This window comes from Roseiterribacter gracilis, from assembly GCA_018332375.1.
GTDB classification, from domain to species: domain Bacteria; phylum Pseudomonadota; class Alphaproteobacteria; order BOG-932; family Roseiterribacteraceae; genus Roseiterribacter; species Roseiterribacter gracilis.
Genome location: BOPV01000001.1, coordinates 3,813,449 through 3,839,262, shown reverse-complemented (window position 1 = coordinate 3,839,262; position 25,814 = coordinate 3,813,449). Strand labels below are relative to the sequence as shown.

The window sequence follows — 25,814 nt, the reverse complement described above, 5'->3', positions numbered from 1 at the left end:
CGCGGTAGGCTACGGTACGAATCAAGGGCCGGCTGTTCGACCGGTACAAAAAGAGCGGCATCGGGATGAGGGATCTTTTCGTGAGCAAGATGGCCGCGACTCTGCGGCCTCTCTTTGTATCGCTTGCGCTGGTTTTCGTCACGGTCACGGCCCCTGTCGACATGGCTGCGGCCTCCGGCGGCGGTGCGCCAGCCGGTCCGGGCGCGTTGAACCTCGAACGCCCCGGCGCAAAAGCCGATCTCATCGTCGTGCACAAATCCGCACGCGTGATGGAGCTGAAACACGGCGAACAAGTGCTGCGCACCTACAAGGTCCATCTCGGCAAAGTCCCGGTCGGTCCCAAGCTGATGCGCGGGGACGGCCGTACGCCCGAAGGCACCTATTGGATTCAGTCGCGCAAAGAGAACAGCTCGTTCCATCGCGCGCTGAAGATCTCGTACCCGAACGCCGACGACCGCGTGCGGTCGAACGCAATCGGACTCGATCCCGGCGACTTCATCATGATCCACGGCACGCCGAACGGCTTTCCGCCGACCAAGTTGCCGCGCGATTGGACCAACGGCTGCATCGCCGTTACCAACGGCGAGATCGACGAAATCTGGCGCCTCGTCGATGACGGCGTCGGGGTTTTGATTCTGCCCTAAGCGGCGCTCTTCAGCGCGGACAGATCGGCGCGCCCAATGGCGCCGATGTTGCGCGTGATCTTCTCCGCCGACCAATCCCACCAACGGATTTCCAACAGCGCGGCGATGGTCGCGTCGTCGAACCGCTGTTTCAGCACCGCCGCCGGATTCCCGCCGACAACCGTGTAGGGCGGCACGTCGCGCGTCACGACGCTGCGCGCGGCCACGATCGCGCCGTCGCCGATCTTCACCCCCGGCATGATCAGCGAGTCAAAGCCGATCCAAACGTCGTTCCCGATCACCGTGTCGCCGCGCTTGGGGAAATCGATCTCTTCGGGAAAGCGCCCGGCCCAGCGATTGCCGAAAATCAGGAACGGATAGGTCGAGAAACCTTCGGTGCGATGATTGGCGCCGTTCATGATGAACTTGGTCTCAGCCGCGATGGCGCAGAACCGGCCGATCCGCAGCCAATCGCCCGTGAACTCGAAGTGATAGAGCACATTGCGCTCGAACGCGTCGGCGCCGGTCGGATCGTCGTAATAGGTGAAGTCGCCGACCTCGATATTGGGCCGCGTCACGTAGGGCTTGAGATACGTGACGCGTGGGTGACCCGGCATCGGATGTACGTCGAGCGGATCGGGTCCGGCCTCGTTTGCAGGCGTCATGAATTCCACACGGAATAAGCAAAGTTTTTACGCGGCGACCCTATGGGCTTGAGCCGTGTCATCGCAACTCAATCTCGACCCCGCGCGAATCGCCGACCTGGTCCGCCGCTTGGAAGCCTTGGGCGAGCCCGCTTTGGGCTCGGTCACGGTCGACGAGCATGGGCGCCCGGTCGCCAGCGAAGCGCCTGCCGTCGTGCGCCTAGGCGTCGCTGCGGGTGGTCTTCCGATGCAGGTCATCCTGACACGCGTGCACGCAACCACACGCTGCACCATCGAAGCACGCACCGTGCGCCTGCCCTACACCGCCGAATCACGGACGCGCCGCGCGTCGCTGCGCACGCTGATGGGGACCTTGCGCGGCAAAGACGGCGTCACCGCTCGCGTCGCGCAGGATCAAACGATCTTGTTGCTGTGGGACGTCGTGCTCGACGGCGCCGCAACCATCGACAAAGTGCTGGTCGAGATTTTGTGCTTCGTGCAGGCAAGCCGCCCGCACGTCGAAAAACTCAAAGCCGCGTAACTAGCAGAACAACAAAGATGGCGATCGCGGCGGCTACAAGCAGCGCACGGATCGCATAGGCATTCATCGGCGGTGCCTGCACATGCGCTGCAAGACGCTTGGTGCCGACGATCATCGGCATGATGAGATTCTCGCGCTTGCGAATCGCGTAATACAGAATCATCAGCACATGCAGGCCGATCAAAATCTGCACGATGCCCGAGAGGAATTCGTGAACCGCGGTGAATTTGAACGCGGTGTCGTCGCCGACCAGATGCGCCAGCGGGCCCGACACGAGACCCGTGTCGGTATCCATCGCGAACAGGCCGGTGCCGGCTTGTGCCAACAACAGCGTCAACATGCCGACGACCGACAAGGCGCCCATCGGATTGTGCCCGACTGCATGTTCGGCGGTGCGCGACCAGAAGCTGCGCGCATAGGCACGGATCGCTGCGGGGCCGCGCACGAACGTCGCAAAGCGTGCCGTGCTGGTGCCGGCAAAGCCCCAGACAATGCGGAACAGAACCAGGGCCAGCACGCAGTAGCCGGACAGCTTGTGCAGCTCCCAGGCATCGAATTCAGCGGTCAGGAATTGCGTCGCGACCAGCACGACGACCAACCAGTGAAACAGGCGTACCGGCACGTCCCAGATCGGGACGTGCCGTTCGTCTTGTCTCATTTGGACCGGAACTGTTCGTGGCAGGTGCCGCAGGCTTTGCCCGTTGCTGCGACTTGCGCGCCGAGCTTGGCCGCGTCGCCGCTATCGACCGCGAGCTGCATCTTGCCGGTTTCGGCCTTCAGCCCGTCCGCCGCTTTCTTGAAATCGTCCTGCTTGGCCCAAATCTCGGGCTTGGCCTTGGTTTCAACGCCGCTTTCGGGACCCGAACCGACCGGGAACCAGGTGGCGATGTTTTGTGCATGACCGTCGAGCTTCTTCGCGGCTTCGGTGCCGGCCGCCTTGTCGACGGTGCCGCTTTTCGCCATGTCCCCCAACGTTTTCATGGCGCCGCCCATCTGTTTCAGATTGGCTTGCCGCGTCTTGATCACGTCGCCAACCGACGGCGCTTGCGCCACGGCGACACCCGCGATCGCCACCATTGCGCCCGCTACCAGCGCCATCATCGGAACTCGCATTCCATCCCTCCGTTTGTTCGTTCGCTTGCCAGGCGGGTGCGCCCCGCCCCATACCTTCGTCGTATCTGCGATTGATCCTTCCCGTGCATGACGGCGCGGCACAAGTGGAAATTCCCGGCATGTCTCTTCCCGCCTCGGTCTGCGTCTATTGCGGTGCGTCGGAAAACGTAAAGCCGATCTACAAAGACGCTGCGCGCGCGATCGGGACAGTTTTAGGCAGCAACGGCATTCGCACCGTGTATGGCGGTGGCAAGGTCGGGCTGATGGGCATCGTCGCGGATGCTGCACTTGCGGCCGGCGGCGAGGTGATCGGCATCATCCCGCAGCACATTCAGGTCAAAGAGATCGCGCATCTCGCACTGACCGAGTTGCATGTCGTCGATTCGATGCACGTGCGCAAACGTATGATGGTCGACCGGGCCGAGGCGTTCGTGGTGCTGCCCGGCGGCTACGGCACGTTGGATGAGGCCTTCGAGATCATCACGTGGAAGCAGCTCGGTCTGCACGACCGCTCTGTGATCTTCGTGAACATCGCCGGCTATTACGACCCGCTGCTCGCCTTCGTGCGGCACGCGCTGGCCGAGGGTTTCCTGACCGACAAGCACCTGACCCTGTTCAAGGTGGTGGACCGGGTCGAGGACGTGCTGGCGGCCCTCAGCAGCCAGCCCGAGCCGGTGCAGGCGCCCGAGACCAAGCGCATGTAGGGCCGGCGCCTAGCGGCGCCCAATCTTCCGCGCCAGCGGCGCAGTGTAGCGGTTTCACGAACAGGGTCATGATCGGCTGGTGAGGCCCGGCCCGCAGGTGCTAGAAGGGCCGACTTTCCGACCTTCCAGGACTTCTTCGAAAATGGCCAAGATCAAGGTGCTGAAGCCCGTCGTCGAACTCGACGGCGACGAGATGACTCGCATCATTTGGCAGCAGATCAAAGACAAGCTGATCCTGCCCTATCTCGATATCGACCTGCATTATTACGACCTCAGCATCGAACATCGCGATGCGACCGACGACAAAGTCACGGTCGAATCCGCGAACGCGATTCTGAAGCACGGTGTCGGCGTCAAATGCGCGACCATCACGCCCGACGAAGCGCGCGTGAAAGAGTTCAATCTCAAGAAGATGTGGAAGTCGCCCAACGGCACGATCCGCAACATTCTCGGCGGCACGATTTTCCGTGAGCCGATCATCATGCGCAACGTGCCGCGCTACGTGCCGGGTTGGACGCGTCCGATCGTGATCGGCCGTCACGCATTCGGCGATCAGTACAAAGCGACGGATGTCAAAATCCCGGGCGCCGGCAAGTTGACGATGACCTTCCAGCCGGCTGACGGCAGCGCCGCGCAGAACTGGGAGATCTTCGACTTCCAAGAGCCCGGCGTCGCGATGGGCATGTACAATCTCGACGAGTCGATCACCGGCTTTGCGCGCGCCTGCTTCAATTACGGCCTGTCGCGCGGCTATCCGGTCTATCTCTCGACCAAGAACACGATCCTCAAAGCCTATGACGGTCGCTTCAAAGATATCTTCATGGATATCTACGAGCGCGAGTTCAAAGCGCAGTACGACAAAGCCGGCCTCACCTACGAGCATCGTCTGATCGACGACATGGTCGCCAGCTCGCTGAAGTGGGATGGCGGCTTCCTGTGGGCGTGCAAAAACTATGACGGCGACGTGCAGTCGGACACGGTTGCACAGGCCTTCGGTTCGCTTGGTCTGATGACCTCGGTGCTGCTGACGCCGGATGGCAAGACGGTCGAGGCCGAAGCAGCGCACGGCACGGTCACGCGTCACTATCGTCTGCATCAGCAGGGCAAGGACACCTCGACCAACCCGATCGCGTCGATCTTTGCCTGGACGCAGGGTCTGCAGTATCGCGGCAAGTTCGACGAAACGCCGGAAGTGGTGAAGTTCGCCGAACGTCTCGAACGCGTCTGCATCGAGACGGTCGAAAACGGTTCGATGACCAAGGATCTTTCGATCCTGATCGGTCCCGACCAGCCGTGGATGACGACCAACCAGTTCCTCGACAAGCTGGCTGAAAAGCTGGCTGCTTCGATGAGCTGAAAATTCCCTGCGAAAGCCGGGATCCATTGCGCAACAGTCGCGATGGGAAACGACAAAGGCGCGCAGAGTGATCTGCGCGCCTTTTTCTATGATCGCAGCGACCTCAAATGGCCCCCTGCCTTCGCAGGGGATTTATCCAAACGTCGCGCTGTAGAGCGTCAGGCCCGGCGTGTCGGTTTCGATGTCCAGCACGTGTTCGCTGTAATCCTTGCCGTCGAGCAACGTGTAGAGCGAGGCGAAGTCGACATCGACCGGATCCTGTGCGCGACCATCGACGGTGATCTTGAGACGCGCCGGCTGCGCCGATGCAGCGACGAGATGCATCTTCGCGGCGGTGAAGCGCACGCGCACCCTTCCGGTCGGCGAGCGCAAGATCAGCGGTTCACTTTCGCGGTTCCAGCTTCCGTCGAGCAGATATTTTCCGTTCAACGGACGCTGCGACGCGTCGAACGAATAGCTCGCTTCGCCCAGGCGCGGCCGCTGCGTGCCGTCCTGCGCGATGTCGTGCTGCGATCCGAAATAGAATTCGGGCGTGCGGATTTTCGACAGGTCGGGATCGTCGCCCGGATGTTTCGTTGCCGGCCCTGCGATGTTGAGCAATGCGCGGATCGCGCTTTCCATTTCGTGGGCGAAACCTTCGCCTTCGCGCAGCAACACGATGCGGCCCTCGCGATCGACCAGATAGAAAGCGGGCCAGGCGCGATTGCTCCAGGCACGCCAGGTCTTGAAGTCGTTGTCCTGCCCGACGGGATACCGGATGCCGCGCTTCTCTACTGCAAGCTCGACGTTCGGGCGCATTTTCTCGAAGCCGAATTCGGGCGTGTGGATGCCGACCACCTGCAATCCTTGCGGGCCGTATTCTTCTTGCCAGCGGTTGAGATACGGCACCGTGCGGATGCAGTTGATGCAGGAATAGGTCCAGAAATCGACCAGCACGACTTTACCGCGCAGCCCCGCCATCGTCAGCGGCGTCGTGCTGTTCACCCAACCGTCGAGGCCGGTGAATTCGGGCGCGCTGCGCAGGCTGGCGGCATGGGCCGGGACAAACCCCGCCAACGCGCCAGCGGCGAGCAGGCCAGTCGATTGAAGAAATGAACGGCGGTCCATGACGCACCCGTGCGGTTTCGTTGCCGGCCAAAAGCTGGGCGCCCGGGACGCGGCGGCAACGCGCGCCTGGCGCAAGCCTGCTCCGTTACGCCCGCGCGTTGCCTTTTTCTTGAACGCACGTGCGCAAACGAAAAGAGCGCGCGGATTTCTCCGCGCGCCCCAGGATCCCCCATCCTGAATTCGTCTGCTGTCAGCCGGCCTTGCGTTCTTCTTCACCGCGACGCGTCGGCACCTGGTAGGCGCGGCGCGCGTGATGGTCGCAATAGGGACGGCCCGGCACGTTGGTGCCACCGCAGAAATGGAAATCTTCGTCGCGCGGATCGCCGATCGGCCATTTGCACATGCGCTCGGTCAGCGTGAGGATGGTTGCGCTGGCATCGCCAGCCAATTCCACCACGGGTGCGATCGGCGTCGGTTCGACCGGCGCACGAACGACTGGCGGGCGCGGTGCCGGCTTCGGCACGGCGGTACGCGGCGTGGCGACGCGAGCCGGACGTTCGGCGGCGGCCTGGCCATCACGGATCGGCGACGGGCGGCCCATCAGACCCAGGCGATGCGCCTTGCCGATCACGGCGTTGCGCGTAACCCCGCCCAAAGCCTGTGCGATCTGGCTGGCGCTTCGGCCGCTCCGCCATAGCTGTTCCAGCGTTTCGACGCGCTCGGCAGTCCAGCTCATCGCGCTCTCCCTGTTCGTTTGGCGGGTCTCGGCCCCCACATGTAGTAGGCCGGCGGCCGGAGACTACCAGCATTTAGAGGGGCTGCAAGAGGGCGCGTGCGTCAGATCTGTGCAAGACGCGCGCAGGATCCGCCGGCCTGTTACCGTGTGAGCTGCATGCGGGGCGTAGCATTGAGCGGACGGCAGGGTTTGAACGACGACGGACGGGCAGCGCAAGACAGCGAGGCGGAGTCCGACGAGACGCTGATGCGACGCATCGGCGAGGGCAACCGTGCCGCCTTCGCAACTTTGCTGCGCCGACACCTGCAACGGACCCAGTCGCTTGCGACGCGCCTGACCGGGTCGGCGAGTGACGGCGAAGAAGTCGCGCAGGAAGCCTTCCAACGTGTGTGGACGCATGCCGCGCGCTGGAAGCCGGTGGCGGAAGGCGGCAAGGCCCGTTTCACGACGTGGCTCTATCGCATCACCGCCAATCTCGCGATCGACCGGCGGCGCAAACCGCGCACGACGCCGATCGAAGACGCGCCGGAACCGATCGACGAGTCCGCCGACGGGTTCGCGCGCGTCCACGAGCGGCAACTGGGACAGCGCGTCGGCACGGCCGTATCGGCGCTGCCGCCGCGCCAGAGAGAAGTACTGGTGCTGTGTTTCTACGAAGGCCGCTCGAACGTGGAAGCGGCCGAACTGCTCGATCTCACCGTCGGTGCGGTCGAGTCGCTGTTGGTACGGGCACGCCGCGCGTTGCGCGCGACACTTGCGGATGCCTATGCCGATTTGAAGGAGACGGGGTCGTGACTGAACGTATTCGACTGGAACGGTTCGAGCGCCTGCTCGACGCATATGGCGCCGAACCGCTGCATTGGCCGGCGGCAGAACGTGCCGAAGCGGTCGCCCTGCTGGCCGGTTCGTTGCCGGCACGGCGCGCTTGGAAACAGGCGCAGTTCCTCGACCGTGCGTTGGAGCAGTTCGCAGTCCCGCAGATCGATGCCGCGCAAGCCGATCAACTCGCCGCCCGTCTGTCGCGCGCACCGCAACTGCCGGCGCGACGCGGCGTCCTGGCGGCGCTGAGTGACGTGCTGGGAATTGAGCTGCGTCCCGCTTTGTTGTGGCCGCACGCAGCCGGCCTGGTCGCGGCTGCGGTCGCGGGCTTCTATCTCGGCGTCACTGCGCCGACGCCGACCAACGATGCGTTCGATGTCGCCCCGGTGGTTGAGGCCGTCCTGTGAACCGTCCGCGCCTCGTCATCATCCTGTCGGTGCTGTTGCTGATCTCGATCGGGTTCAACGTCTTCTTTGTCGGGATGGAAGGCGGACGTCTGTTCAACCGCGCGCCCGACCCCGCCCCCGGCGCACTTCCCAGCCCAGCCCAGGTCACCGAGATCCTGCCCAACCCCGACCGGCCAGCCTTCCGGCAGATGCTGCATGCCCGCGGCCCGGCGCTGCGCGCCAGCGGCCTGGCACAGCGCGAGGCCGGTCTTGCCGTCGTGATGGCGGCACGTGCCGAGCCGTTCAACGGCGAGGCGCTGCGGAAATCGCTGGCGGCGCTGCGCGACGCCCAGCGCACCAGTCGCGAGCTGCGCGACGAGGCCTTCGTCGACCTGATGCAGCACCTGTCGCCCGACGGTCGCCACCGTCTGGTCGATGCGTTGCCCGCCCTCAAAGAACCGCCACCGCCCAACTGACCCGCCTAGAGCAGAAGCCGCCATCGGAGTATTGATCCCGCCGGTCTCGCGGGAGTTTCGGTTCAGATGGCATCCAGCTTCGGTTTTCGCGCCACGCTCGTCGCGGCGGTGCTTCTTCTGTGCGGCGCGGCGACTCCGCAACCGAACCAGCCGCCGCAGCCCGCCGCGGCCAAACCGTTCGAAGTGCTGAAACTCGAAGTCGCGGCCGAGCAGGCGGCGCCCGAAGCCTGTTTCCTGTTCCCCGCCCGCATCGATCGCAGCGGCAAGACGCCGATCGAAAGCTTCGTGCAGATCGAACCCGCGGTGAAAGCGTCGATCGCGGTGCGCGACGAACGGCTGTGCGTCGGCGGCCTCAGCCACGGCGGCAACTGGAAGATCAATCTGCTGCCCGGCCTGCCCGGTGTCGGCGGCGTCACGCTCGCCAAAGCACAGAGCTTCGCGGTGCAGGTGCCGAACCGTTCGCCCAGCGTCGCCTTCGCCAGCCGCGGTACGGTTCTGCCGCGCAGCGCTGCGCAGGGTCTGCCGCTGCGCACCGTCAACGCCGACAAGGTTGCAATTCAAATTCTGCGCGTGCGCGACCGCGACCTGCTGCAGCGTCTGCGCAACGGTTCGCTCGACGAACGTCTGTCGCGCAACGAACTCGACGAGCTGGCGCAGAACGAAGCCGAACGCGTCTGGCAAGGCGAGCTGGAAACCAAAGGCGACGCCAACCAGGCCAAGTTGACCTCGCTGCCCATCGGCGAAACGATCGGCGAGTTGAAGCCCGGCCTGTATGTCGCGATCGCGATGCTGCCGGGCGCGCAGCCGGCGCGCTACGAAGCGCAGGCGACGCAATGGTTCACCGTCGCCGATCTCGGCCTGGCTGCCTATCACGGTCCCGAAAGCCTGGTCGTGTCGGCGCGTTCGCTCGCCAGCGCGCAAGCGATCGCGAATATCGAACTGGCGCTGGTCGCCGAAAACAATCGCGAGCTGGTGCGCGTGCGCACCGACGGCGAGGGTCTGGCGCGCTTCGACCCCGGTCTGTTGCGCGGTACCGCTGGCGACAAAGCGCGCGCGGTGTATGCGTATGGCGACAAGGGCGAGTTCGCGTTTCTCGATCTTGCCGATGGCCGTGTCGATCTCACCGATCGCGGCGTCGGTGGTCGCACCGTGCGCGGCCCGACCGAAGCCTTCCTCTATGCCGAACGCGGCATCTATCGTCCCGGCGAAACCGCGCGCGTCACCGTGCTGCTGCGCGATGAGCAGGCGCGCGCGCTGCCCAAGACGCCGCTCACGATCAAGATCCGTCGCCCCGACGGCGTCGCGTTCGATCAACGCGTCGTACAGGAACAGGCCGTCGGCGGCGCCACGTTCGACGTCGTCCTGCCGCCGACTGCGCGCACCGGCGGCTGGACCGTGCAGGCCTATCTCGACGCCAAAGCCGACGCGATCGGCAGCGTCGAATTCCTGGTCGAAGATTTCGTACCGCCGCGCGTCGAATTCGATCTGCGCACCGATGCAGCGTTGCTGGTGCCGCAACAGCCAGCCCATGTCGCGGTCGATGCGCGTTACCTTTACGGCGCACCGGCGGGCGAATTGCCGGGCGATCTGTCGGTGACGTTGAAGCCAGCCGAACAACCCTTCCCCGCCTTCCCCGGTTACGCCTGGGGTCTGGTGCAGGAAGAAACCCTGCCGACCTCGCTCGATCCCATCACCTTCACGACCGACGCGCAGGGCAAGGCCGACATCGAGCTCAAACTCGATCGCGTTCCCAACACGACGCGTCCGCTCGAAGCGCAATTGGTTGCGTCGATCTTCGACGCGGGTGGACGTCCGGTCGAACGTACGCAAACGGTCGCGGTCGCCAATCTCAGCTACGCGCTGGGTCTGAAAGCATCCTTCACCGGCAGCGCCACCGCCGACCAGCCGATCTTCTTCGACGCAATCGCAGTCGCACCCGACGGCGCGCGCATCGACAAAGACGGTCTGGCTTGGGACGTGCTGCGCGAAGACATCGAATATTTCTGGTACCGCGCCGGACGCAGCTGGGATTACCGCTCGTCGCTGCGCACCACGCGCGTTGCCAGCGGCACCAGCAAGATCGCCGCAGCTGCACCGTCGCGCATCGAAACCGCATTGCCGCCGGGCCAGTACCGGATCGAGCTGCACGACGCATCTGGTACGATCGCAACCAGCCTGCGTTTCAGCGTCGGCGGTTGGGTCGTCGCGGGCGCCGACAGTGCGCCCGACAAAGTCACGGTGACGCCGACCAAGCCCAACGCCGCACCCGGCGAAGCGATCGACGTGTTCATTCGTCCGCCCTACGATTCCGACGTCGTGATCGCGGTTGCCGACACCGCGGTGCGTTCGACCCAAGTGCGCCGCATCACCAAAGACGGCGCCAATGTGCGCGTCGAACTGCCGAAATCGAGCCCGGCCGGCGCCTACGTGCTCGCCACTGCCTATGCGCCGCCCGACGCAAAAGCGACGCGCCTGCCGCGCCGTGCAATTGGCACCGCCTGGCTTGGTGTCGACGCCGCGCCGCGCACGCTCGACATCAAACTCGACGCGCCACCTTTGTGGCGCCCGCAACAGCAGGTGAAGCTGCCGCTGACGGTCGCCAATGCCGGCGACGAACAGGTGCAAGTCACCGTCGCTGCAGTCGATGACGGCGTGCTGCAACTCACCGAGTACGCGCCGCCCAACGCCAACGAGTTCTGGTTCGGCAAACGCCTGCTCGGCGTTGCGATCACCGATCTTTACGGCCGCGTCATCGACCCGACCGGTGCGGCGCGTGGCAAGGTGAAAAGCGGTGGCGGCGGCGACAGCGCGCTGAACCGGCAATTGACCAACCTGCCGCAACGCACGACCAAAGTCGTTTCGCTGTTCAGCGGTCTCGTCGCCGTCGACAAAAGCGGCAAAGCCGAAATCACGCTCGACCTGCCCGACTTTGACGGGCGTCTGCGGCTGATGGCGGTGGCGTGGAGTGCGACCAAACTCGGCCATGCCGACGCGACCGTTGAAGTACGCCATCCTGTTGTCGCCGATCTGTCGCTGCCGCGCTTCCTCGCACCCGACGATCGCGCCACGTTGAATCTGACGCTCGACAATACCGACGCGCCGCGCGGAGCGTTCACCGCGAAGGTCACCGCCGAAGGCGCGGTTGCGATCGAAGGCGACGGCATGCTCGCGACCGATCTGGCGCAAAAGGAACGGCGCAACGCGCGCATCACGTTGCGCGGCAATACGGTCGGCGAAGGGTTGATCCGTCTCGCCGTCACCGGACCGAACGGACTCAAATTCGATCGCGTCTGGCCGATCTCGGTGCGGCCGGGCAACCCGACCGTCACGCGCCGCAACTTCGTGCAGTTGAAGCCAGGCACCGCGCTGACGGTTGATCCCGCGCTTGGCGCGGGGCTGCGCCCCGAAACTTCGATCGTCGCCGCCAGCGTTTCGCCGCTGCCCGATTTCGATCTGCCCGGTCTGGCGCGCGCGCTTGAAGCCTATCCCTATGGCTGCGCCGAACAGGTGGTCAGCCGCGCCTCGCCGTTCTTGTATGCGCGCGACGTGTTGCAGGCCTTGGGTCGTCCGGTCGACATCGATCCCGTCACCAACCCGAAACTGCGCGACGCGATTGCACGCAGCCTGTCGCTGCAGGCGCGCAGCGGCAGCTTCAGCCTGTGGGCCGCTGATGACGATGACGGCACGACCGGATCGCAGATCTGGCTCACCGCCTATGTCATGGACTTCCTCGGTCGCGCGCGCGCGCAAGGCGCGTATGTGCCGCAGGGTCCGTTCGAGCAGGGCGTTGCCTATCTCGCCCGTGCCGTCGATCGCACCGTCGATCCCGACGACAAGTCGAACACGCTGAACAGCCTTGCCTATGCGCATTACGTGCTCGCGCGCGAGCAGCGCGCCGATCCGTTCCGTTTGCGCTATTTCGCCGACCAGGCGGGTCCGCGTTTGAAGTCACCGGTTGCGGCGGCCGAACTGGGCGCCGCGTTTGCGCTGGTCGGCGACGCCGCTGCAGCACGCACGTCGTTCCAGCAGGCAGCGTCACTGCCGCTCGTCACCGCAAATGAATGGGTCGATTACGGCAGCGATCTGCGCAACCAGGCGGCGCTGACCGCGCTGCTGGCGGAAGCAAAAGTGTCGGACGCGGCGACGATCACGGCGGCAGCGGAAAAGACGCAGCAATTGGCGCAGCAGAAACGTCCGCTCTCGACGCAGGAACAAGCCTGGCTGTTGCGCGCCGGCAAAGCGCTGCTGGGACAGCAGCCGGCTGCGATCAAGCTTGAGGTCGACGGCAAGGCGACCACCAGCACCGGTCCCTATTTCGCCGAACAGCGCGGTGGCGTCGGCAAATTGCCCGCGATCAAGAATGCAGGCAGCGCGCCGCTCTACGCGTCGGTTGCGGTCACCGGCGTCGCGATCGCACCGGAGTCGAAAGAGAACAAAGGCTTCGACGTGCAGCGCCAGATCTTCGATCGCACCGGCCAACCGGTGAATCCGGCGCAGGTACGCCAGAACGATCTGCTGGTCGTGTTGTTGACGGGTCGCTTCACCGGCGTCGGCCGTCCCAATTCGCTGCTGGTCGACATGCTGCCGGCCGGTTGGGAAATCGAAACGCCCGACCTGTCGAATAGCGGCCAGCTCGACCGGTTCGAATGGCTGGGCGAATTGAGCCCGGTCGAACACGCGGAAGCGCGCGACGACCGGTTCGTCGCGGTGCCGCAGATTCCGGTCGGCGAGAAAGACAAGAAAGAGTTCCGCGTCGCTTACGTCGTGCGCGCGGTGACGCCGGGCACGTTCCAACTGCCGGGCCCGTATATCGAAGACATGACGCGCCCGTATCTGTTCGGGCGCGGCGCGGCCGCCAACACGACGGTCGTGACGCGGTAAGAATATGTCGCTCCGGCGCGCCCAGTATCTCGCCGCTTCGCTCGGCGCGCTGCTGTTCGCGCCGGTTGCGCTGCTGGCGCTCGATCGCGCCTGCCCGCCCGACCTTACGCGCGTGCAGACGCGCTCGGTGCTGCTGACCGACGCGCGCGGCGAAGCGCTGGCTGCGACCTTGGTTGCACCGGGCCGGCTGCGACTTGGCGCAACCGACCTGCCGCCGCTGCTGCCCGCGATGCTGCGCGCGGTCGAAGACAAACGCTTTGATCTGCATCCGGGCGTCGATCCGCTGTCGGTCGTGCGCGCAACGTTCGACGCGCTGCGCCACGGTCGCGTCACGTCGGGCGCATCGACCTTGACGATGCAGGTTGCGCGTCTGGCGATGCCGCACCGGCGCAGCCTTGCCGGCAAAGCCGGCGAAGCGCTGCGCGCGTTGCAGTTGACGCATCGATTGGGGCGCGACGGCGTGCTCGACGCGTATTTCACCCTGGCGCCCTATGGCGGCAATGTCGAAGGCATCGCGGCCGGCGCCTTCGCCTGGTTCGGCAAAGCACCGCATGATCTCGACCTTGCCGAGATCGCGCTGCTGGTGGCCTTGCCGCAATCGCCCGAACGTCTGCGCCCCGATCGTCATCCCGATGCAGCACATGTGGCCCGCGCACGCGTGCTGGACCGCGCGCTCGCCGCCGGGCTGATCGATGCGGACAGCGCGCGCATCGCCAACAGCGCGCCGCTGCCGACCGCGCAGCGCGTTGCGCCCGCGCTGACGCAACGCCTGGCCGAACGAATTGCGCGCAGCGACAGCGGCACGATCCGCACCAGCCTCGACGCCGAACTGCAGCGCGCCGCATCGCTGCGCGTTGCGGAATCGTTGCGCGGCCGCGAGAACGGCACGCGCGGTGCAGCCATCGTGCTCGACATTGCCAGCGGCACGGTGCGCGCCTGGGTCGCCAATGCGGGCAGCGGCGACGGGGCCGCGCTGGATCTGGCGCGGGCGCGCCGGTCACCCGGCTCGACCTTGAAGCCGTTCGTCTATGCGATCGCGTTTGCGCACCAGATCGCAACGCCCGACACGCGCATCGACGACGCGCCGATCGAACGCGGCGCCTACCGCCCGCGCAATTTCGCGTCGCATTGGAATGGCGAACTGTCGGCGCGCGAAGCGTTGCAACGGTCGCTGAATGGACCGGTGCTACGGCTGGCCGCGCAACTCGGGCCGCAAGCGATCGCAGCCAAGCTCGCCGATGGTGGTTTCGACGGCGCCGTGCGCGCCCATGCCGGCCTGCCGTTGGTGCTGGGCGGCGTCGGCGCAACCTTGGAGCAGCTCGTCGCCGGCTACGCCGCGCTGGCGCGCGATGGGCGCGTTGCGCCGGTATCGCTCGCCACAGACGCAACACCGCGCAGCTGGCTCGATAGCAACAGCGCGCGCCAGGTCGCCGAGATTCTGCGCCGCACCAAACGGCCGGCCGGTGCGACGCGTGCCAACGTGTCGTTCAAGACCGGTACGTCGGCCGGCTATCACGACGCTTGGGCGATCGGGTTTGACGCGAAACATGTGGTCGGCGTCTGGGTCGGCCGCGCCGATGGTGCGCCGTGTCTTGGCTGCGTCGGCATCGACGCAGCGGCACCGTTGTTGTTTCAGCTGTTCGATCTGCTGCCCGATGGCGGCGCGGTGCGTGCGCCGGCACCACCGCAGCTGCGCGTCGCGGCGAAACGCGCGGTGCGTCCGCTGGCGATCGCATTTCCCGTCGACGGCACGATCCTGCCCTTCGACGCCGACGCACAACTGCCGCTCGAAGCGCGCGACGGGCGCGCACCGATCCGTTGGTTCGTCGATGGCCGGCCGATCGCCAGCGACACGACGCGCTGGACGCCCGACGGTGCAGGCTGGAGCACGATCACCGCCATCGACGCCGACGGCGTGACGGCGCGGACGCGCGTCTTCTTCGAACGGTGACTTAGGTCGCGACGTTGACCTTGGCGCCGTCGATCAGATCGACCGGCGGATTCAGCACCACGGTTTCGCCCTTCGCGATTCCGTCCAGCACTTCGAGTTGCTGGCCCAGATCGCGACCCAGCATCACTTTGCGCACCGACACGACGCCGTCTTTGACGATCGCGACGCGCGGGCCTTGGCCGTCGGGGTCGAGCATCAAGGCCGATGCAGGCACCAGCTTGATGTTGGCCGACGGCGGAATGGTGAAGTTCACCTGCACGTAGCTGCCCGCGCGCACCGCACGTTCGGCATTGGCGAGTTCCAGCTCGACCTGCAAGGTGCGCGATGCAGTCGTCAGCGCGTCCGAGCTGCGCACGACTTTGCCGGTGTATTTCGCACCTGGACGTTCGGGCAAGGTGATGCCCGCTTCGGTGCCCGGCTTGACGCCGTCGGCGAAGCTTTGCGGCACCGACACTTGGATACGCAGCAGGTCGTCGCGCGCAACGGTGAAGAGCGGACGCGGATTTGCGCCCGTTGCCGAAACCAGATCGCCGATTTCGACGCCACGTTGCGTCACGACGCCGTCGAACGGCGCGCGCACGGTTTCGAAATTCTGCAATTTCTTGAGCCGTTCGACGGCTGCGTTGCTGGCGGCAAGATTGGCTTCGGCGACTTTGACGTCGGCCTGTTTCATCACCAGGTCGGCCTTGCGCTCATCGGCGGTCTGGCGCGACGCGGTGCCGGTCTTGGCGAGGTCGGCATACCGTTCGTTGTTGAGCCGCGCCAGCTCGGCAGCCGCCTTGGCGCGGTTCAACGCAGCGTCGGCCTGCAGCTTGGCTGCTTCGGCGCCGCGCAATTCATCGTCCAGTTCGGGCGCGTCGATTTCTGCCAGCACGTCGCCGGTTGCGACGCGCATGCCGATATCGGCCTTGCGGGTGCGGACATAGCCGGTGGCGCGCGCCAGGATGGTTGCGGTTTCCAGCGCGCGGGTTTCGCCCGGCAGCTGCATCGACACGGGACCGGTCGGTTCCGACACTTGCGCCACGCGCACGGTGCGCGTCGCGTTGCGCGCGGCCGCTGCGATGCGCGACGCCTCGTTGGCACGGTCGATGCGCGTCACGATTGCGTAGCCCAACACGGCCAGCACGACGACGCCGGCGATGGCGAGGTTGCGCGGCGACAGGCGCGATTTCAGCGGACTGGATTTCGGCGCCGGGTCGGCGGCAACCGAATGACGAAGCGGTGTCTGGTTCATGTGACAACCTCTGCACCGCTGCTTCGGCGGCGATGGATGACGGTGTAAATCACGGGAACGATGAACAGGGTGGCGAAGGTCGCGACCAGCAGACCGCCAATGACGGCGCGGCCGAGCGGCGCGTTCTGCTCGCCGCCTTCGCCAAGACCAAGCGCCATCGGGATCATGCCGACGACCATCGCCAGCGCGGTCATCACGATCGGACGCAGGCGCACATGCGCGGCATCGAGCGCAGCGTCATAGGGCGACAGGCCGTGGCCTTGCCGTTCTTTCGCAAACGACACGAGCAGGATCGAGTTGGCTGACGCGACGCCCAACGCCATGATCGCGCCCATCAGCGACGGCACACTGAACGTCGTGCCGGTCAGGAACAGGCCCCAGACGACGCCGATCAGCGCACCGGGCAACGCCATCACGATGATCGCCGGGTCGAGCCACGACTGGAAGTTCACCACCATCAGCAGGAACACCAGCAGGGCTGCGAAGACGAGACCGATGCCGAGCTTGGTGAAAGCCGCACCCATGCTTTCGACCTGACCGCGCATCACGATCTTGCTGCCGGGCGGCAGTTCTTTTTCGAACGGCGCGATCGCGGTTTTCAGATCCGATGCGATGCTGCCGAGATCGCGGCCTTGCACGCTGGCATAGATGTCGTAGACGGGCTGCGCGTCGCGGTGATTGAACACGACCTGTGTCTTGCGCCGCTGCATCTGCGCCACGTTGCCCAGCAGCTGCGGTGCGCTTGCGCCTGGCGGCGTCACCGCAATCGAGGTCAGCGCGTCGATATTGTTCTGGCGCACTTCCGGCGTCTGCACCGCCAGCGTGTAGGGAATGCCCGCTTTGGGATCGAGATAGAAATTCGGGCTGACCGTCGCGCTCGACGACAGCGCCACCAGCACGTCGTTGGCCACCGTCTGTTGCGTCAGCCCCATCTGCCCGATGCGCGCGCGGTCGACGTCGAGAAAGATCTCGGGCGAGTCGACGACCTGGTGCATGTGCACGTCGACGACGCCGGCCACGCCTTTGATCGCGCCTTCGATCTTGCGCGCGATCTCGTAGTTCTTCACCCGCGCCTGCCCCGCCACCTGAATGTCGATCGGCGCTGGCAGGCCGAAATTCAGGATCTGGTTCACGATGTCGGCAGGCTGGAAATAGAACAGCGTGTCGGGGAAGCGCTCATTCAGCACCGTGCGCAACTTGCGCACGTAGCCTTCCGTCGGTCCGTGATTCTCGTTGAGCGAAATCAGGATCTGGCCGTCATAGGTGCCGACCGACGAGCCGTCTTCGAAGGCGAGGTTAAACGCCTCGGCAGCGACGCCGATATTGTCGAGCACGATCTTGCGCTCGGCGACGGGGATGACTTCGCGGATCACGTCTTCGATGGCCTGAAAGCGCTTTTCCGTTGCTTCGAGTTTGAGCCCGGTCGGCGCGCGCACGTGCAGGCGGATCTGGCCGGCATCGACGGCGGGGAAGAAATCCTGGCCGACGAACACCATCGCCACGCCCGACACCGCCACCACGCCCAGCGCCGCAAACGCAATCTTGCGCGGATGCGCCAGCACGCTTTTCAGCAGGTCGACATAGCCAGCGCGCACGGTTTCAAAGCGGGCTTCGAAACCGGCGTGAAAGCGCGCGAAAAATCCGTCACCCCCCTCTTTTCCTGCGGGCGGCTCGCCGTGCTTCTCGCCCGGCAGCAGATACATCGCCAGCACCGGTACCAAAGTGCGCGACAGCACGTAGGACGCCAGCATCGCGAACACGACCGCAAGCGCCATCGGCGTGAACAGGAACCGTGCCGGACCGTCGAGGAACACGACCGACACGAACACGATGCAGATCGCCAAGGTCGCGACCAAGGTCGGCATCGCGACGCTGCCGGCGCCTTCAAGGATCGCGTCGTACAGCGTGCCGTGTTGTTCGGTGCGTACGCGATGGATGTTTTCGATCGTCACCGTCGCGTCGTCGACCAGAATGCCGATCGCCAACGCCAATCCGCCCAACGTCATCACATTCAGGCTGTGGCCCATCGCAGCCAGCAGCGCGATCGAGGCCAGGATCGATAGCGGAATCGACACGGCGACGATCAGAGTCGAGCGCCAGCTGCCGAGAAACAGCAGGATCATCGCTGCGGTCAGGCAAGCCGCGATGATGCCTTCGCGCACCACACCGTCGACGGCAGCGCGCACGAAGATCGACTGGTCGAACAATTCGGTGATCTGCATGCCCGGCGGCGCAATGGCGCGCGCCTGCGGCAGCACTTCGTTCTTGATGCGGTCGATGATGTCCAAGGTCGAGGCGCTGCCGTTCTTGATGACGGTCAGCAGCGCCGAACGCTGGCCGTCGGCGCGCACGACGTTCTGCTGCTGGCGGAATCCGTCGCGCACCGAAGCGACGTCGCGCACGAACAGGATCTGCCCGTCGGCGGCGCGCACCGGCGCGTCACCGATCGCCGCGACCGTGTCGAAGCCGGCATTGAGACGCACCGCATATTCGGTGTCGCCGATTTTGGTACTGCCCGACGGCAAGGTCAGGTTCTGCGCCGTGATCGCGTTCATCACATCGGCGGGCGTGACGCCTTTGGCCAGCAGCGACGCGGGTTCGAGATCGACCATGATCTGGCGCGGCTTGCCGCCATACGGCACCGGCAAGGTGGCGCCCTGCACCTGGCTCAACAACTGACGGATGCGATAGAGGCCGAAATCGTAGAGCTGCGCCTCACCCAATCCACCGCCGCCCAACGACACTTGCAGGATCGGCACCGACGACGCGTTGAAACGCACCACGGTCGGCGGCGTCATGCCGACGGGCATGCGGCGCAGAATGACGTTCGAAATACCGATCGCTTGCGCCAGCGCGGTTTGAATATCGACCGAGTTGTGGAAGCCGACTTTCATGATCGCAACGCCGGGCATGGTCTGGCTGTCGATCGACTTCACGTCGTCGACGCCCGAGGCGAGCGAGAATTCCGAATACGTCGTGACCCGCTTTTCCATCTCGTCGGCCGAGAGGCCCGGATACGACCAGATCACCGACACGACCGGGATATCGATCTTCGGGAAAATGTCGGTCGGCATCGTGCGCACCGACAGCGTCCCCATCACCAGAATGACCAGTGCCAGGACAAGGAATGTGTGCGGCCGGGCCAAAGCCAGGCGGACGATCCACATGATCGACTCCGATGCGGGCGAGAGTATAAATACTGAACGGCCCGTTTCGGAATCGCAATGTCGCACCGCACCACACGTTCGCGCAGCAGCCATCCCCGCCGCGCAATTCCGGCCTTAACTCCAGCTCCAGCGCCGGCGACCGCGCGCGGTCCGGGCCGGCCGCGCGATGCGGGCTGCCGCGCCAAGGTGCTGCGCGCGGCACAACGGCTGCTGCTGGAAGAGAAGCTGAGCGAATTCTCGGTCGAGCGGGTGGCGCGCGAAGCCGGAGTCAGCAAAGCCACGATCTATCGCTGGTGGCCCAACAAGTCGGCGATCGCGATCGAAGCCTTTCGCGACCGGCTGCAGGCCGAAACCACCGCCCCGCCCAGCGTCACCGCGACCGAGGCGTTCCGGCGCCAGCTGGAAGGGCTGGCCCGGATTCTACGCGGCGAGCTGGGCCAGGTGGTGCGCCAACTGGTCAGCGCGATCCAGCACGATGCCAAACTGGCCAAGCTGTTTCATGACGAGGTCGTGATCCCGCGCCGCCGGGTGCTGCGCGAGATGTTCGCGCGGGGCGTGCGCAGCGGCGAATTCCGCAACGACCTGTCGCTGGAAGCGATGATCGATATGACGTTCGGCACGCTCTATATGCGGCTGCTGTTCCAGCACCTGCCGATCACCGCCGAGCTGATCGACGAGGCCGTACGGCTGCTGCAAGCGCGCCAAGCTTGAAGAATGAACCGCCTCGTGCGCATGAATCGGCCATGCGCGCGTATCTTTTCGCCCTCGTCACCGCCCTCACCGTTTCGACCGCCGCGTCGGCCGGCGTTGGCCCTTGGAAGGTTGAAGTCGCCATCGGTCGGCCGGATGGCCAGACGCTGCGTGGCGAAGTGGTGCTTGGCTGGGCGGTCCCCGGAACCGTCGGTCGAGTCATCGACGTCAACCGCAACCCGTTTTCCAACGCCAAACAGTTTTCCGACAGTCTGCCGGTCGGCGACGAAGTGGTTGTGACGTTGCTGCCGATCCGCGGCACGCGCGATCAGATGGTGGCGCGCGTCGAGATCTGGTCGAACGATCGCGAAGACATCGCGCTGCCGCATCCGGTGCCGGATCTTGCAAGCGCGCGCAGCCTGACCAAACATCCATCGACGGTCAGCGACACGCCGATCTCGTCGGATGGCGGCGTGCTCGAATTTCTCGGTCCGAACGAGCGCAAATACCTGATCAAGATCGGCCCGCGATAGTTAGCGGTGGTGAAAGCCACCGCCGCGATGAAATCCGCCGCCGCCCCAGCCCCAACCGCGTCGCGCCCAGCCGCTGGAAAAGCCCAGCGAGATTGACGGGCCGCCATAATAATACGGGCTGTAATAGGCCGGCGCGTACGCGTACGGCGCGTAACCGTAGCCGTACCCATAGCCGTAGTTGCCGTAATACGAGCCGTAATAAGGCCGCGCTGCGTAATAGCCGTCGTAATAGGGATCAACCGCGTAACAGCCCGCGAGCGGCAATATTGCTAGCAACGCGAGAAGCGAAACACGCCGAAACATGACCAGCCTCCATTCGCGCAAACGCGCGTCACCTAGCTAGAACGCAAAACGCGCCCGCACATTCCGTGCGAGCGCGCTGCGACAAAAGAATTACCAGTGGCGATAGTGATGCCAGCCGCCGTAATAGCCGCTGTTATAATTCAGCGCGACGGCGGGCGCCGCGTAGTAAGCCGGCGCAGCATAGTAACCATTGCCGTAACTTGGCCCCGCCGGGTAGGCGACGCAGCCGGCCAAGCCGACCAGCGAACCGGCCAAGATGGCGAGAGAAAAGAAACGACGCATGATCCAACACCTCCTGTGATCAGGAAGGTTGGGTGCGAATTTGTCGTTCCCGTGTCAGCGCCGCGTTCGTTTCAGGACGGATGAACGAACTACACTGCGAGCGCGTGCTCTACCCATTCGGCGGCAGCCAACAATTCGCCGTCGGCGCCGTGCCGCCCAACCAGTTGCACGCCCAGCGGCAAACCCGCATCCGACTTGTCACGCACCGGCAGCGCCAGCGCCGGATGTCCTGACAGGTTGAACGGCATGCGCACCGACGCGGCGAGCAGCGCCTTGATTGCGGCCCGGTCGTCGATCCGGCACGGCGGCAGCGCGCTGACCGCGGTCAGCAACATGTCGACTCCGCCCAGCGCGCGCTCCACCGACGCCGTCAACGCAACGCGATTTTGCTGCGCCAGCAAATAATCGGCGCTGTCGATGAAGGCGCCAGTCAGCAACACTTCGCGCGCTTGTGCGCCATATTGTTCGGGCCGTTCCTGCAACCAGGCGCGATGGATCGCGTAGGCTTCGGCAAACAGGATCGTCCAGCCAGCCGCGTTGAATTTCTGCAGTGAAGGCAATTCGATCTCGACGATGTCAGCACCGGCCGCGCGCAGACGTTCGACCGCATTGTCGAACGCGACCGTCACGTCCGGCGTCGCAACCAGGTCGCGTTCGTGCAGATGTCGTACGACGCCGATGCGCGGCGGTGTGGTGACTGCGTGTCCCTGAATCGGCGCCAGCACGCGCATCGCAGCCGCAACGTCGCCGACCGTGCGCGCCAACGGCCCGGTCGTGTCGAGCGAGAATGCCAGCGGAAACACGCCGTCGCGACTGACCAGACCGTAGCTCGGCTTCAAGCCGACGACGCCATTGACGGTCGCGGGACTGCGGATCGAGCCGCCTGTGTCGGTACCGATCGTGAGCGGCACGAAATTCGCCGCCAACGCCGCGCCCGATCCGCTCGAGGACGAGCCTGCGATATAATCAAGATTGTGCGGGTTGCGCGCCGGCGGCCAGGGCAGGTCGAACGTCACACCGCCGAGTGCGAATTCGTAGAGGGTGAGCTTGCCTAGCAAAATGCCGCCCGCCGCGTCGAGCTGTTCGACGACACGTGCAGTGCGCGTCGCCGGCGTCGTCGGCATCACGCGCGATTGGCAAGTCGTCGGCAGACCTTCGACGTCGAGCAGGTCTTTGACTGCGTAGGGCACACCGAACAACGGCGGCAATACCTTCGGCCGCGTATCGCGCAACTGCTTCGCCCGCGCCCGCGCACGCTCGGCGGTCAGTTGCGTGAAAGCATGGACCTCGTGGTCCCGCGCTTCGATCCGCGCCAACAGCGCGTCGACATAGTCGACCGGGCACAGGTCGCCGCGCCGGATTGCATCTCGCGCCTCGACCAAAGTCAGGCGCGCGAGCGCGTCAGTCATGCGGTTCGAAACGCAGCGCGAATTCCGTTACGCCCGGCTCCGATCGGTCCAGGCCGGCGACGAAACGCTGCGCTGCTTCGGACGCGGCGCGCACCGCGTTGGGATCGACGGCGAAGGCGCGCTCCAGCCCTTTGCTGCGCACGCGTGCTTCGAGCTCAGTCATTCAGATCGGCCGCGACGCGCATCGCGATCAACCAATCGGGATCGGTGACTTTGCCCGACTTGAGACCTTTGGGCGCTTTCTTGATCTGGTCGACGACATCCATGCCCGCAATGACGGTGCCGAAGATCGTGTATTTGCCGTCGAGGCGCGGCACGTCGGCGAGCGTGATGTAGAACTGGCTGTCGGCGGTGTCGTTGCCGGTGTCGCGCGCCATCGCCAAGGTGCCGCGCACATGGCTTGCCTTCGATGGCGGCGAGAATTCGGCTTTGAGCTTTTTGCCGGTGCCGCCTTCGCCGGTGCCGGTCGGGTCGCCGCCTTGCACGACAAAGCCGTCGATCACGCGATGGAACGGTGTGCCGTCATAAAACCAGTTGCGCGTCAGTTGCTTCACGCGCGCCACGTGATTGGGTGCCAGATCGGGGCGCAGCCCGATCAGCACCGTGCCGTTCTGCGTCAACATCACCAGCGTGTTCTCGGGATCGAGCGTCGGCGGGAACCAGGCCGGCGTTGCCGCTGCCGGCGCGCCGAAGCCCGCCAAGCCGACGACGATGGCCAGTGAAGCGACCCAGGCGCGCATGCTGCTCTCCCTCTCGAATCCTTGACGCAGGGCTCTACCCCGTCTGGTGCGTACCGCGCCAGACCGCGCGTGCCTCGACCGTTGCTGCCACGTCATGCACGCGCAGGATTGCGGCTCCCTGCCGCGCCGCCTCCAGCGCCGCCGCAACCGAGGCGCCCAGCCGGTCGCCCGTCGCGCCCAACGTCGCCAAAAACCGTTTGCGCGAAGCGCCCACCAGAATCGGCAGGCCCAGCCCGTGCAGCATCCCGACCCGCGCCAACAGCAGCGCCGATTGTTCCGGCGTCTTGGCAAAGCCCAGGCCGGGATCGATCACCAGCCGCGCACGATCGATTCCAGCCGCCACTGCTTGGTCGATTCGGGCCTCCAACTCGTCCAGCACGTCGAGCAGCAGGTCGGCATACTGCGCCTGTGCCTGCATCGTTTGCGGCGTGCCGCGCATATGCATCAGCACGACGGGAACCTGCGCGTCGCGCGCGACCGCACGCGCGTCCGGGTCGTACGTCAGCGCGCTGACGTCGTTCAGCATCGACGCGCCCGCATCCAAGGCCGCGCGCATCGTCGACGCGTTGCGCGTGTCGATCGACACGGGACCGTCGGCGCACAGCGCGCGCAGCACTGGCAGCACGCGTCGTTGTTCTTCGTGCGCGTCGACCGGCGTTGCGCCCGGCCGCGTCGACTCGCCACCAATGTCGAGCAGGTCGGCGCCCTGCGCCCGCAAGCTCCGCCCGTGCGCGATGGCGGCGTCGGGATCAAAGAACTGACCACCGTCCGAGAAACTGTCGGGCGTCGCATTGACGATGCCCATCACCAACGGCCAGGCGCCGGTGGGATAGGCGCGTGCTTGCGTCAACGGCGCCGCCAACGCCGGATCCAATTCGACCGCGGGTACGATGCGCGCTGCAACGCCGCGTTGATGCAACATCGCCAGCGTGAAAGCGGATGGTCCGCCCGCAAGCGGCAAGGCACGGCGCGATGCGATCGCATCGCGCGCAGCCGTGCCTTCGACAAAGCCGAGCGGCTGTACGCGGATCGTCATGTGACAAAAGCCGGCGCGTCGCCGGGCAAGTCGGCCAGCAACGAACCGATCCAGCGTCCCGTCACCGGATGACGCCAGGCGGGATCGAGTTCTGCCAACGGCTGCAGCACGAAGGCACGATCGGCGAGGCGCGGATGCGGCAGCAGCGGCGGTCCGTTTTCGACCCGTCCGTGATAGTCGAGCAGATCGAGATCCAAGGTGCGCGGTGCGTTGGCGACGCCGCGCACGCGGCCGAAGCTGCGCTCGACCGCATGCAGCGTCTCGAGCAACGCAGCGGGCGACAGCGACGTCGCAACCGACAAAACCAGATTGATGTAGTCAGGCCCACTGCCGCGCGGCCACGACGAGGTGCGCACGATGCGTGCGCGCCGCAGTACCAGCACGCCGTGCGCCGTCAGGCAGCTAAGCGCCGGCTCGACGATCGTGCGCGCGGGTCCGTGCGAACTGTCCTGGTTGGCGCCGAGTGCGACGTAGATGCCCATGATGCGCGGCGAAGCTATACGGGTCCTAATCCCCGCGAAAGCGGGGATCCGTCGAGGCGCCGCCTCGATTTCAGCGCTTCGAACCGATCATGTCGACGGTGGGAAAATGGGTCCCCGCTTTCGCGGCGACCTAAGCCGCGCGTTCCGCTGCGATCTCGACGCGTTCGATTTCGACCGGCCAGTCGAATTCGTCGTCGACGAACTCTTCGCTGAATTCGACGAAGCCCAAGATGCGCGCGATCTCGCCCGCATCGTCGAGCAGCGGCAGCAGCAACGTCGTCGATTGCCGCCGGTCGCCGGCGCGCGCCCAATCGCGAAACAGGCGTGGCTCGCCGCTATTTGCGACTTCGCTATAGATCTGCCGCACGTCGGCGAGAAAATCGTCGCGATAGAGGCTTTCGAAGCGCCGTCCGGTCGCGTTGCGATTTCCACGCATTACAATCTCGGACCCGAGCAAGCGGAAACGAAACCCCCCGTCGCTTTCGATGTCGACGACGAAGACGCGGCTCAACAAGCGCGGAATTTCCAAGACCGGATCGAGATCGCGCCAACGCGGCGCACGCGCAGTACCGCGCTTGCTATCCCAGTAGCCAAGAATGCGTTGCCAATTATCTCGATTCTTGCTCACCACACGAGTGGACGACCGTAAATCTTGCTGAA

General features: G+C 65.3%; 26 protein-coding genes. 11 read left to right on the top strand and 15 right to left on the bottom strand.

Going from position 1 to position 25,814, the window contains the following annotated elements; genetic code table 11:
- Positions 1–89: 89 nt before the first annotated feature.
- Entirely contained in the window at positions 90–644 is a 555-nt protein-coding gene (locus TMPK1_RS19110) for a L,D-transpeptidase family protein (protein WP_420245690.1), read from the top strand.
- On the opposite strand, the gene TMPK1_RS19105 is transcribed toward TMPK1_RS19110, so the two are convergent.
- Positions 641–1,288, bottom strand: a complete 648-nt coding sequence (locus TMPK1_RS19105; RefSeq protein ID WP_420245066.1) for a CatB-related O-acetyltransferase — start codon at positions 1,286–1,288, stop codon at positions 641–643. The two genes, TMPK1_RS19110 and TMPK1_RS19105, sit on opposite strands and share 4 nt — an antisense overlap.
- A gap of 55 nt (positions 1,289–1,343) precedes the next feature.
- On the opposite strand from TMPK1_RS19105, the gene TMPK1_RS19100 reads away from it, so the two are divergent.
- Positions 1,344–1,808, top strand: coding sequence for a hypothetical protein (locus tag TMPK1_RS19100; RefSeq protein WP_420245065.1), 465 nt, complete (start codon positions 1,344–1,346; stop codon positions 1,806–1,808).
- Here TMPK1_RS19100 and TMPK1_RS19095 read toward each other — a convergent pair.
- Positions 1,795–2,466 carry a cytochrome b/b6 domain-containing protein gene (locus tag TMPK1_RS19095; protein ID WP_420245064.1) on the bottom strand — a complete coding sequence of 224 codons (672 nt, stop codon included), beginning with the start codon at positions 2,464–2,466 and terminating at the stop codon, positions 1,795–1,797. The genes TMPK1_RS19100 and TMPK1_RS19095 overlap by 14 nt on opposite strands.
- On the bottom strand, positions 2,463–2,921 hold the full coding sequence (locus tag TMPK1_RS19090; protein ID WP_420245062.1) for a c-type cytochrome: 459 nt from the start codon (positions 2,919–2,921) through the stop codon (positions 2,463–2,465). Before TMPK1_RS19090 ends, TMPK1_RS19095 begins: the two co-directional genes overlap by 4 nt.
- An 83-nt stretch (positions 2,922–3,004) precedes the next feature.
- Between TMPK1_RS19090 and TMPK1_RS19085 the strand changes: the two genes are divergently transcribed.
- Both TMPK1_RS19085 and TMPK1_RS19080 read left to right on the top strand, forming a co-directional pair.
- Entirely contained in the window at positions 3,005–3,625 is a 621-nt protein-coding gene (locus TMPK1_RS19085) for an LOG family protein (protein ID WP_420245060.1), read from the top strand.
- 142 nt (positions 3,626–3,767) lie between these two features.
- Entirely contained in the window at positions 3,768–4,982 is a 1,215-nt protein-coding gene (locus TMPK1_RS19080) for an NADP-dependent isocitrate dehydrogenase (RefSeq protein ID WP_420245058.1), read from the top strand.
- A 132-nt stretch (positions 4,983–5,114) separates the two neighbouring features.
- Here TMPK1_RS19080 and TMPK1_RS19075 read toward each other — a convergent pair whose 3' ends face one another.
- Both TMPK1_RS19075 and TMPK1_RS19070 read right to left on the bottom strand, forming a co-directional pair.
- Positions 5,115–6,089, bottom strand: a complete 975-nt coding sequence (locus TMPK1_RS19075; protein ID WP_420245057.1) for a thioredoxin family protein — start codon at positions 6,087–6,089, stop codon at positions 5,115–5,117.
- A 190-nt stretch (positions 6,090–6,279) separates the two neighbouring features.
- Positions 6,280–6,765: a GcrA family cell cycle regulator gene (locus TMPK1_RS19070; RefSeq protein ID WP_420245055.1), complete on the bottom strand. Its 486-nt coding sequence runs from the start codon at positions 6,763–6,765 to the stop codon at positions 6,280–6,282.
- 156 nt (positions 6,766–6,921) lie between these two features.
- Between TMPK1_RS19070 and TMPK1_RS19065 the strand changes: the two genes are divergently transcribed.
- The 5 genes from TMPK1_RS19065 to pbpC all read left to right on the top strand — a co-directional run bounded on the left by TMPK1_RS19065 (position 6,922) and on the right by pbpC (position 15,278).
- Positions 6,922–7,560 carry an RNA polymerase sigma factor gene (locus TMPK1_RS19065; protein WP_420245053.1) on the top strand — a complete coding sequence of 213 codons (639 nt, stop codon included), beginning with the start codon at positions 6,922–6,924 and terminating at the stop codon, positions 7,558–7,560.
- The gene (locus TMPK1_RS19060) at positions 7,557–7,991 is read left to right on the top strand and encodes a hypothetical protein (protein WP_420245052.1); all 435 of its coding nucleotides are present in this window, start codon (positions 7,557–7,559) and stop codon (positions 7,989–7,991) included. The genes TMPK1_RS19065 and TMPK1_RS19060 overlap by 4 nt, the downstream gene beginning before the upstream one ends.
- On the top strand, positions 7,988–8,446 hold the full coding sequence (locus TMPK1_RS19055) for a periplasmic heavy metal sensor (RefSeq protein ID WP_420245051.1): 459 nt from the start codon (positions 7,988–7,990) through the stop codon (positions 8,444–8,446). The genes TMPK1_RS19060 and TMPK1_RS19055 overlap by 4 nt, the downstream gene beginning before the upstream one ends.
- 66 nt (positions 8,447–8,512) lie before the next feature.
- Complete coding sequence (locus TMPK1_RS19050) at positions 8,513–13,327, top strand: alpha-2-macroglobulin family protein (RefSeq protein WP_420245050.1); 4,815 nt, start codon at positions 8,513–8,515, stop codon at positions 13,325–13,327.
- 4 nt (positions 13,328–13,331) lie between these two features.
- Positions 13,332–15,278 (top strand): penicillin-binding protein 1C, encoded by a 1,947-nt coding sequence (gene pbpC, locus TMPK1_RS19045; RefSeq protein ID WP_420245049.1) that lies wholly within the window; start codon positions 13,332–13,334, stop codon positions 15,276–15,278.
- Between the two features lies 1 nt (position 15,279).
- On the opposite strand, the gene TMPK1_RS19040 is transcribed toward pbpC, so the two are convergent.
- Positions 15,280–16,512, bottom strand: a complete 1,233-nt coding sequence (locus tag TMPK1_RS19040; protein ID WP_420245048.1) for an efflux RND transporter periplasmic adaptor subunit — start codon at positions 16,510–16,512, stop codon at positions 15,280–15,282.
- Positions 16,509–19,679, bottom strand: a complete 3,171-nt coding sequence (locus TMPK1_RS19035; RefSeq protein ID WP_420245047.1) for an efflux RND transporter permease subunit — start codon at positions 19,677–19,679, stop codon at positions 16,509–16,511. Before TMPK1_RS19035 ends, TMPK1_RS19040 begins: the two co-directional genes overlap by 4 nt.
- A gap of 57 nt (positions 19,680–19,736) precedes the next feature.
- Between TMPK1_RS19035 and TMPK1_RS19030 the strand changes: the two genes are divergently transcribed.
- Positions 19,737–20,390 carry a TetR/AcrR family transcriptional regulator gene (locus TMPK1_RS19030; RefSeq protein ID WP_420245046.1) on the top strand — a complete coding sequence of 218 codons (654 nt, stop codon included), beginning with the start codon at positions 19,737–19,739 and terminating at the stop codon, positions 20,388–20,390.
- Positions 20,391–20,422: 32 nt separating this feature from the next.
- Positions 20,423–20,902 (top strand): hypothetical protein, encoded by a 480-nt coding sequence (locus TMPK1_RS19025; protein WP_420245045.1) that lies wholly within the window; start codon positions 20,423–20,425, stop codon positions 20,900–20,902.
- Here the strand turns inward: TMPK1_RS19025 and TMPK1_RS19020 are convergent, their stop codons facing one another.
- The 8 genes from TMPK1_RS19020 to TMPK1_RS18985 form a co-directional block, all read right to left on the bottom strand.
- Complete coding sequence (locus TMPK1_RS19020) at positions 20,903–21,205, bottom strand: hypothetical protein (RefSeq protein WP_420245043.1); 303 nt, start codon at positions 21,203–21,205, stop codon at positions 20,903–20,905.
- Positions 21,206–21,295: 90 nt separating this feature from the next.
- Entirely contained in the window at positions 21,296–21,487 is a 192-nt protein-coding gene (locus TMPK1_RS19015; RefSeq protein WP_420245042.1) for a lipoprotein, read from the bottom strand.
- An 89-nt stretch (positions 21,488–21,576) separates the two neighbouring features.
- On the bottom strand, positions 21,577–22,896 hold the full coding sequence (locus TMPK1_RS19010) for an amidase (protein WP_420245041.1): 1,320 nt from the start codon (positions 22,894–22,896) through the stop codon (positions 21,577–21,579).
- The gene (locus tag TMPK1_RS19005) at positions 22,889–23,059 is read right to left on the bottom strand and encodes a hypothetical protein (RefSeq protein ID WP_420245040.1); all 171 of its coding nucleotides are present in this window, start codon (positions 23,057–23,059) and stop codon (positions 22,889–22,891) included. The genes TMPK1_RS19010 and TMPK1_RS19005 overlap by 8 nt, the downstream gene beginning before the upstream one ends.
- On the bottom strand, positions 23,052–23,636 hold the full coding sequence (locus tag TMPK1_RS19000; protein WP_420245039.1) for a peptidylprolyl isomerase: 585 nt from the start codon (positions 23,634–23,636) through the stop codon (positions 23,052–23,054). Before TMPK1_RS19000 ends, TMPK1_RS19005 begins: the two co-directional genes overlap by 8 nt.
- A 34-nt stretch (positions 23,637–23,670) precedes the next feature.
- Positions 23,671–24,672, bottom strand: a complete 1,002-nt coding sequence (folP, locus tag TMPK1_RS18995; protein ID WP_420245037.1) for a dihydropteroate synthase — start codon at positions 24,670–24,672, stop codon at positions 23,671–23,673.
- Positions 24,669–25,154 carry a 2-amino-4-hydroxy-6-hydroxymethyldihydropteridine diphosphokinase gene (gene folK, locus TMPK1_RS18990; RefSeq protein WP_420245036.1) on the bottom strand — a complete coding sequence of 162 codons (486 nt, stop codon included), beginning with the start codon at positions 25,152–25,154 and terminating at the stop codon, positions 24,669–24,671. Before folK ends, folP begins: the two co-directional genes overlap by 4 nt.
- A 130-nt stretch (positions 25,155–25,284) precedes the next feature.
- Positions 25,285–25,782, bottom strand: a complete 498-nt coding sequence (locus tag TMPK1_RS18985; protein ID WP_420245034.1) for a PAS domain-containing protein — start codon at positions 25,780–25,782, stop codon at positions 25,285–25,287.
- Positions 25,783–25,814: the final 32 nt, after the last annotated feature.

Excerpts from the sequence above, each read along its gene's own strand:
- pbpC (WP_420245049.1), top strand. The coding sequence starts at position 13,332 with ATGTCGCTCCGGCGCGCCCAGTATCTCGCCGCTTCGCTCGGCGCGCTG.
- TMPK1_RS19015 (WP_420245042.1), bottom strand. The coding sequence starts at position 21,487 with ATGCGTCGTTTCTTTTCTCTCGCCATCTTGGCCGGTTCGCTGGTCGGC.
- TMPK1_RS19040 (WP_420245048.1), bottom strand. The coding sequence starts at position 16,512 with ATGAACCAGACACCGCTTCGTCATTCGGTTGCCGCCGACCCGGCGCCG.
- folP (WP_420245037.1), bottom strand. The coding sequence starts at position 24,672 with ATGACGATCCGCGTACAGCCGCTCGGCTTTGTCGAAGGCACGGCTGCG.
- TMPK1_RS19110 (WP_420245690.1), top strand. The coding sequence starts at position 90 with ATGGCCGCGACTCTGCGGCCTCTCTTTGTATCGCTTGCGCTGGTTTTC.
- TMPK1_RS19080 (WP_420245058.1), top strand. The coding sequence starts at position 3,768 with ATGGCCAAGATCAAGGTGCTGAAGCCCGTCGTCGAACTCGACGGCGAC.
- TMPK1_RS19005 (WP_420245040.1), bottom strand. The coding sequence starts at position 23,059 with ATGACTGAGCTCGAAGCACGCGTGCGCAGCAAAGGGCTGGAGCGCGCC.
- folK (WP_420245036.1), bottom strand. The coding sequence starts at position 25,154 with ATGGGCATCTACGTCGCACTCGGCGCCAACCAGGACAGTTCGCACGGA.
- TMPK1_RS19075 (WP_420245057.1), bottom strand. The coding sequence starts at position 6,089 with ATGGACCGCCGTTCATTTCTTCAATCGACTGGCCTGCTCGCCGCTGGC.
- TMPK1_RS19020 (WP_420245043.1), bottom strand. The coding sequence starts at position 21,205 with ATGTTTCGGCGTGTTTCGCTTCTCGCGTTGCTAGCAATATTGCCGCTC.
- TMPK1_RS19010 (WP_420245041.1), bottom strand. The coding sequence starts at position 22,896 with ATGACTGACGCGCTCGCGCGCCTGACTTTGGTCGAGGCGCGAGATGCA.
- TMPK1_RS19025 (WP_420245045.1), top strand. The coding sequence starts at position 20,423 with ATGCGCGCGTATCTTTTCGCCCTCGTCACCGCCCTCACCGTTTCGACC.
- TMPK1_RS19035 (WP_420245047.1), bottom strand. The coding sequence starts at position 19,679 with ATGTGGATCGTCCGCCTGGCTTTGGCCCGGCCGCACACATTCCTTGTC.
- TMPK1_RS19050 (WP_420245050.1), top strand. The coding sequence starts at position 8,513 with ATGGCATCCAGCTTCGGTTTTCGCGCCACGCTCGTCGCGGCGGTGCTT.
- TMPK1_RS19090 (WP_420245062.1), bottom strand. The coding sequence starts at position 2,921 with ATGCGAGTTCCGATGATGGCGCTGGTAGCGGGCGCAATGGTGGCGATC.
- TMPK1_RS19095 (WP_420245064.1), bottom strand. The coding sequence starts at position 2,466 with ATGAGACAAGACGAACGGCACGTCCCGATCTGGGACGTGCCGGTACGC.
- TMPK1_RS19000 (WP_420245039.1), bottom strand. The coding sequence starts at position 23,636 with ATGCGCGCCTGGGTCGCTTCACTGGCCATCGTCGTCGGCTTGGCGGGC.
- TMPK1_RS19070 (WP_420245055.1), bottom strand. The coding sequence starts at position 6,765 with ATGAGCTGGACTGCCGAGCGCGTCGAAACGCTGGAACAGCTATGGCGG.
- TMPK1_RS19065 (WP_420245053.1), top strand. The coding sequence starts at position 6,922 with ATGCGGGGCGTAGCATTGAGCGGACGGCAGGGTTTGAACGACGACGGA.
- TMPK1_RS19105 (WP_420245066.1), bottom strand. The coding sequence starts at position 1,288 with ATGACGCCTGCAAACGAGGCCGGACCCGATCCGCTCGACGTACATCCG.
- TMPK1_RS19030 (WP_420245046.1), top strand. The coding sequence starts at position 19,737 with ATGTCGCACCGCACCACACGTTCGCGCAGCAGCCATCCCCGCCGCGCA.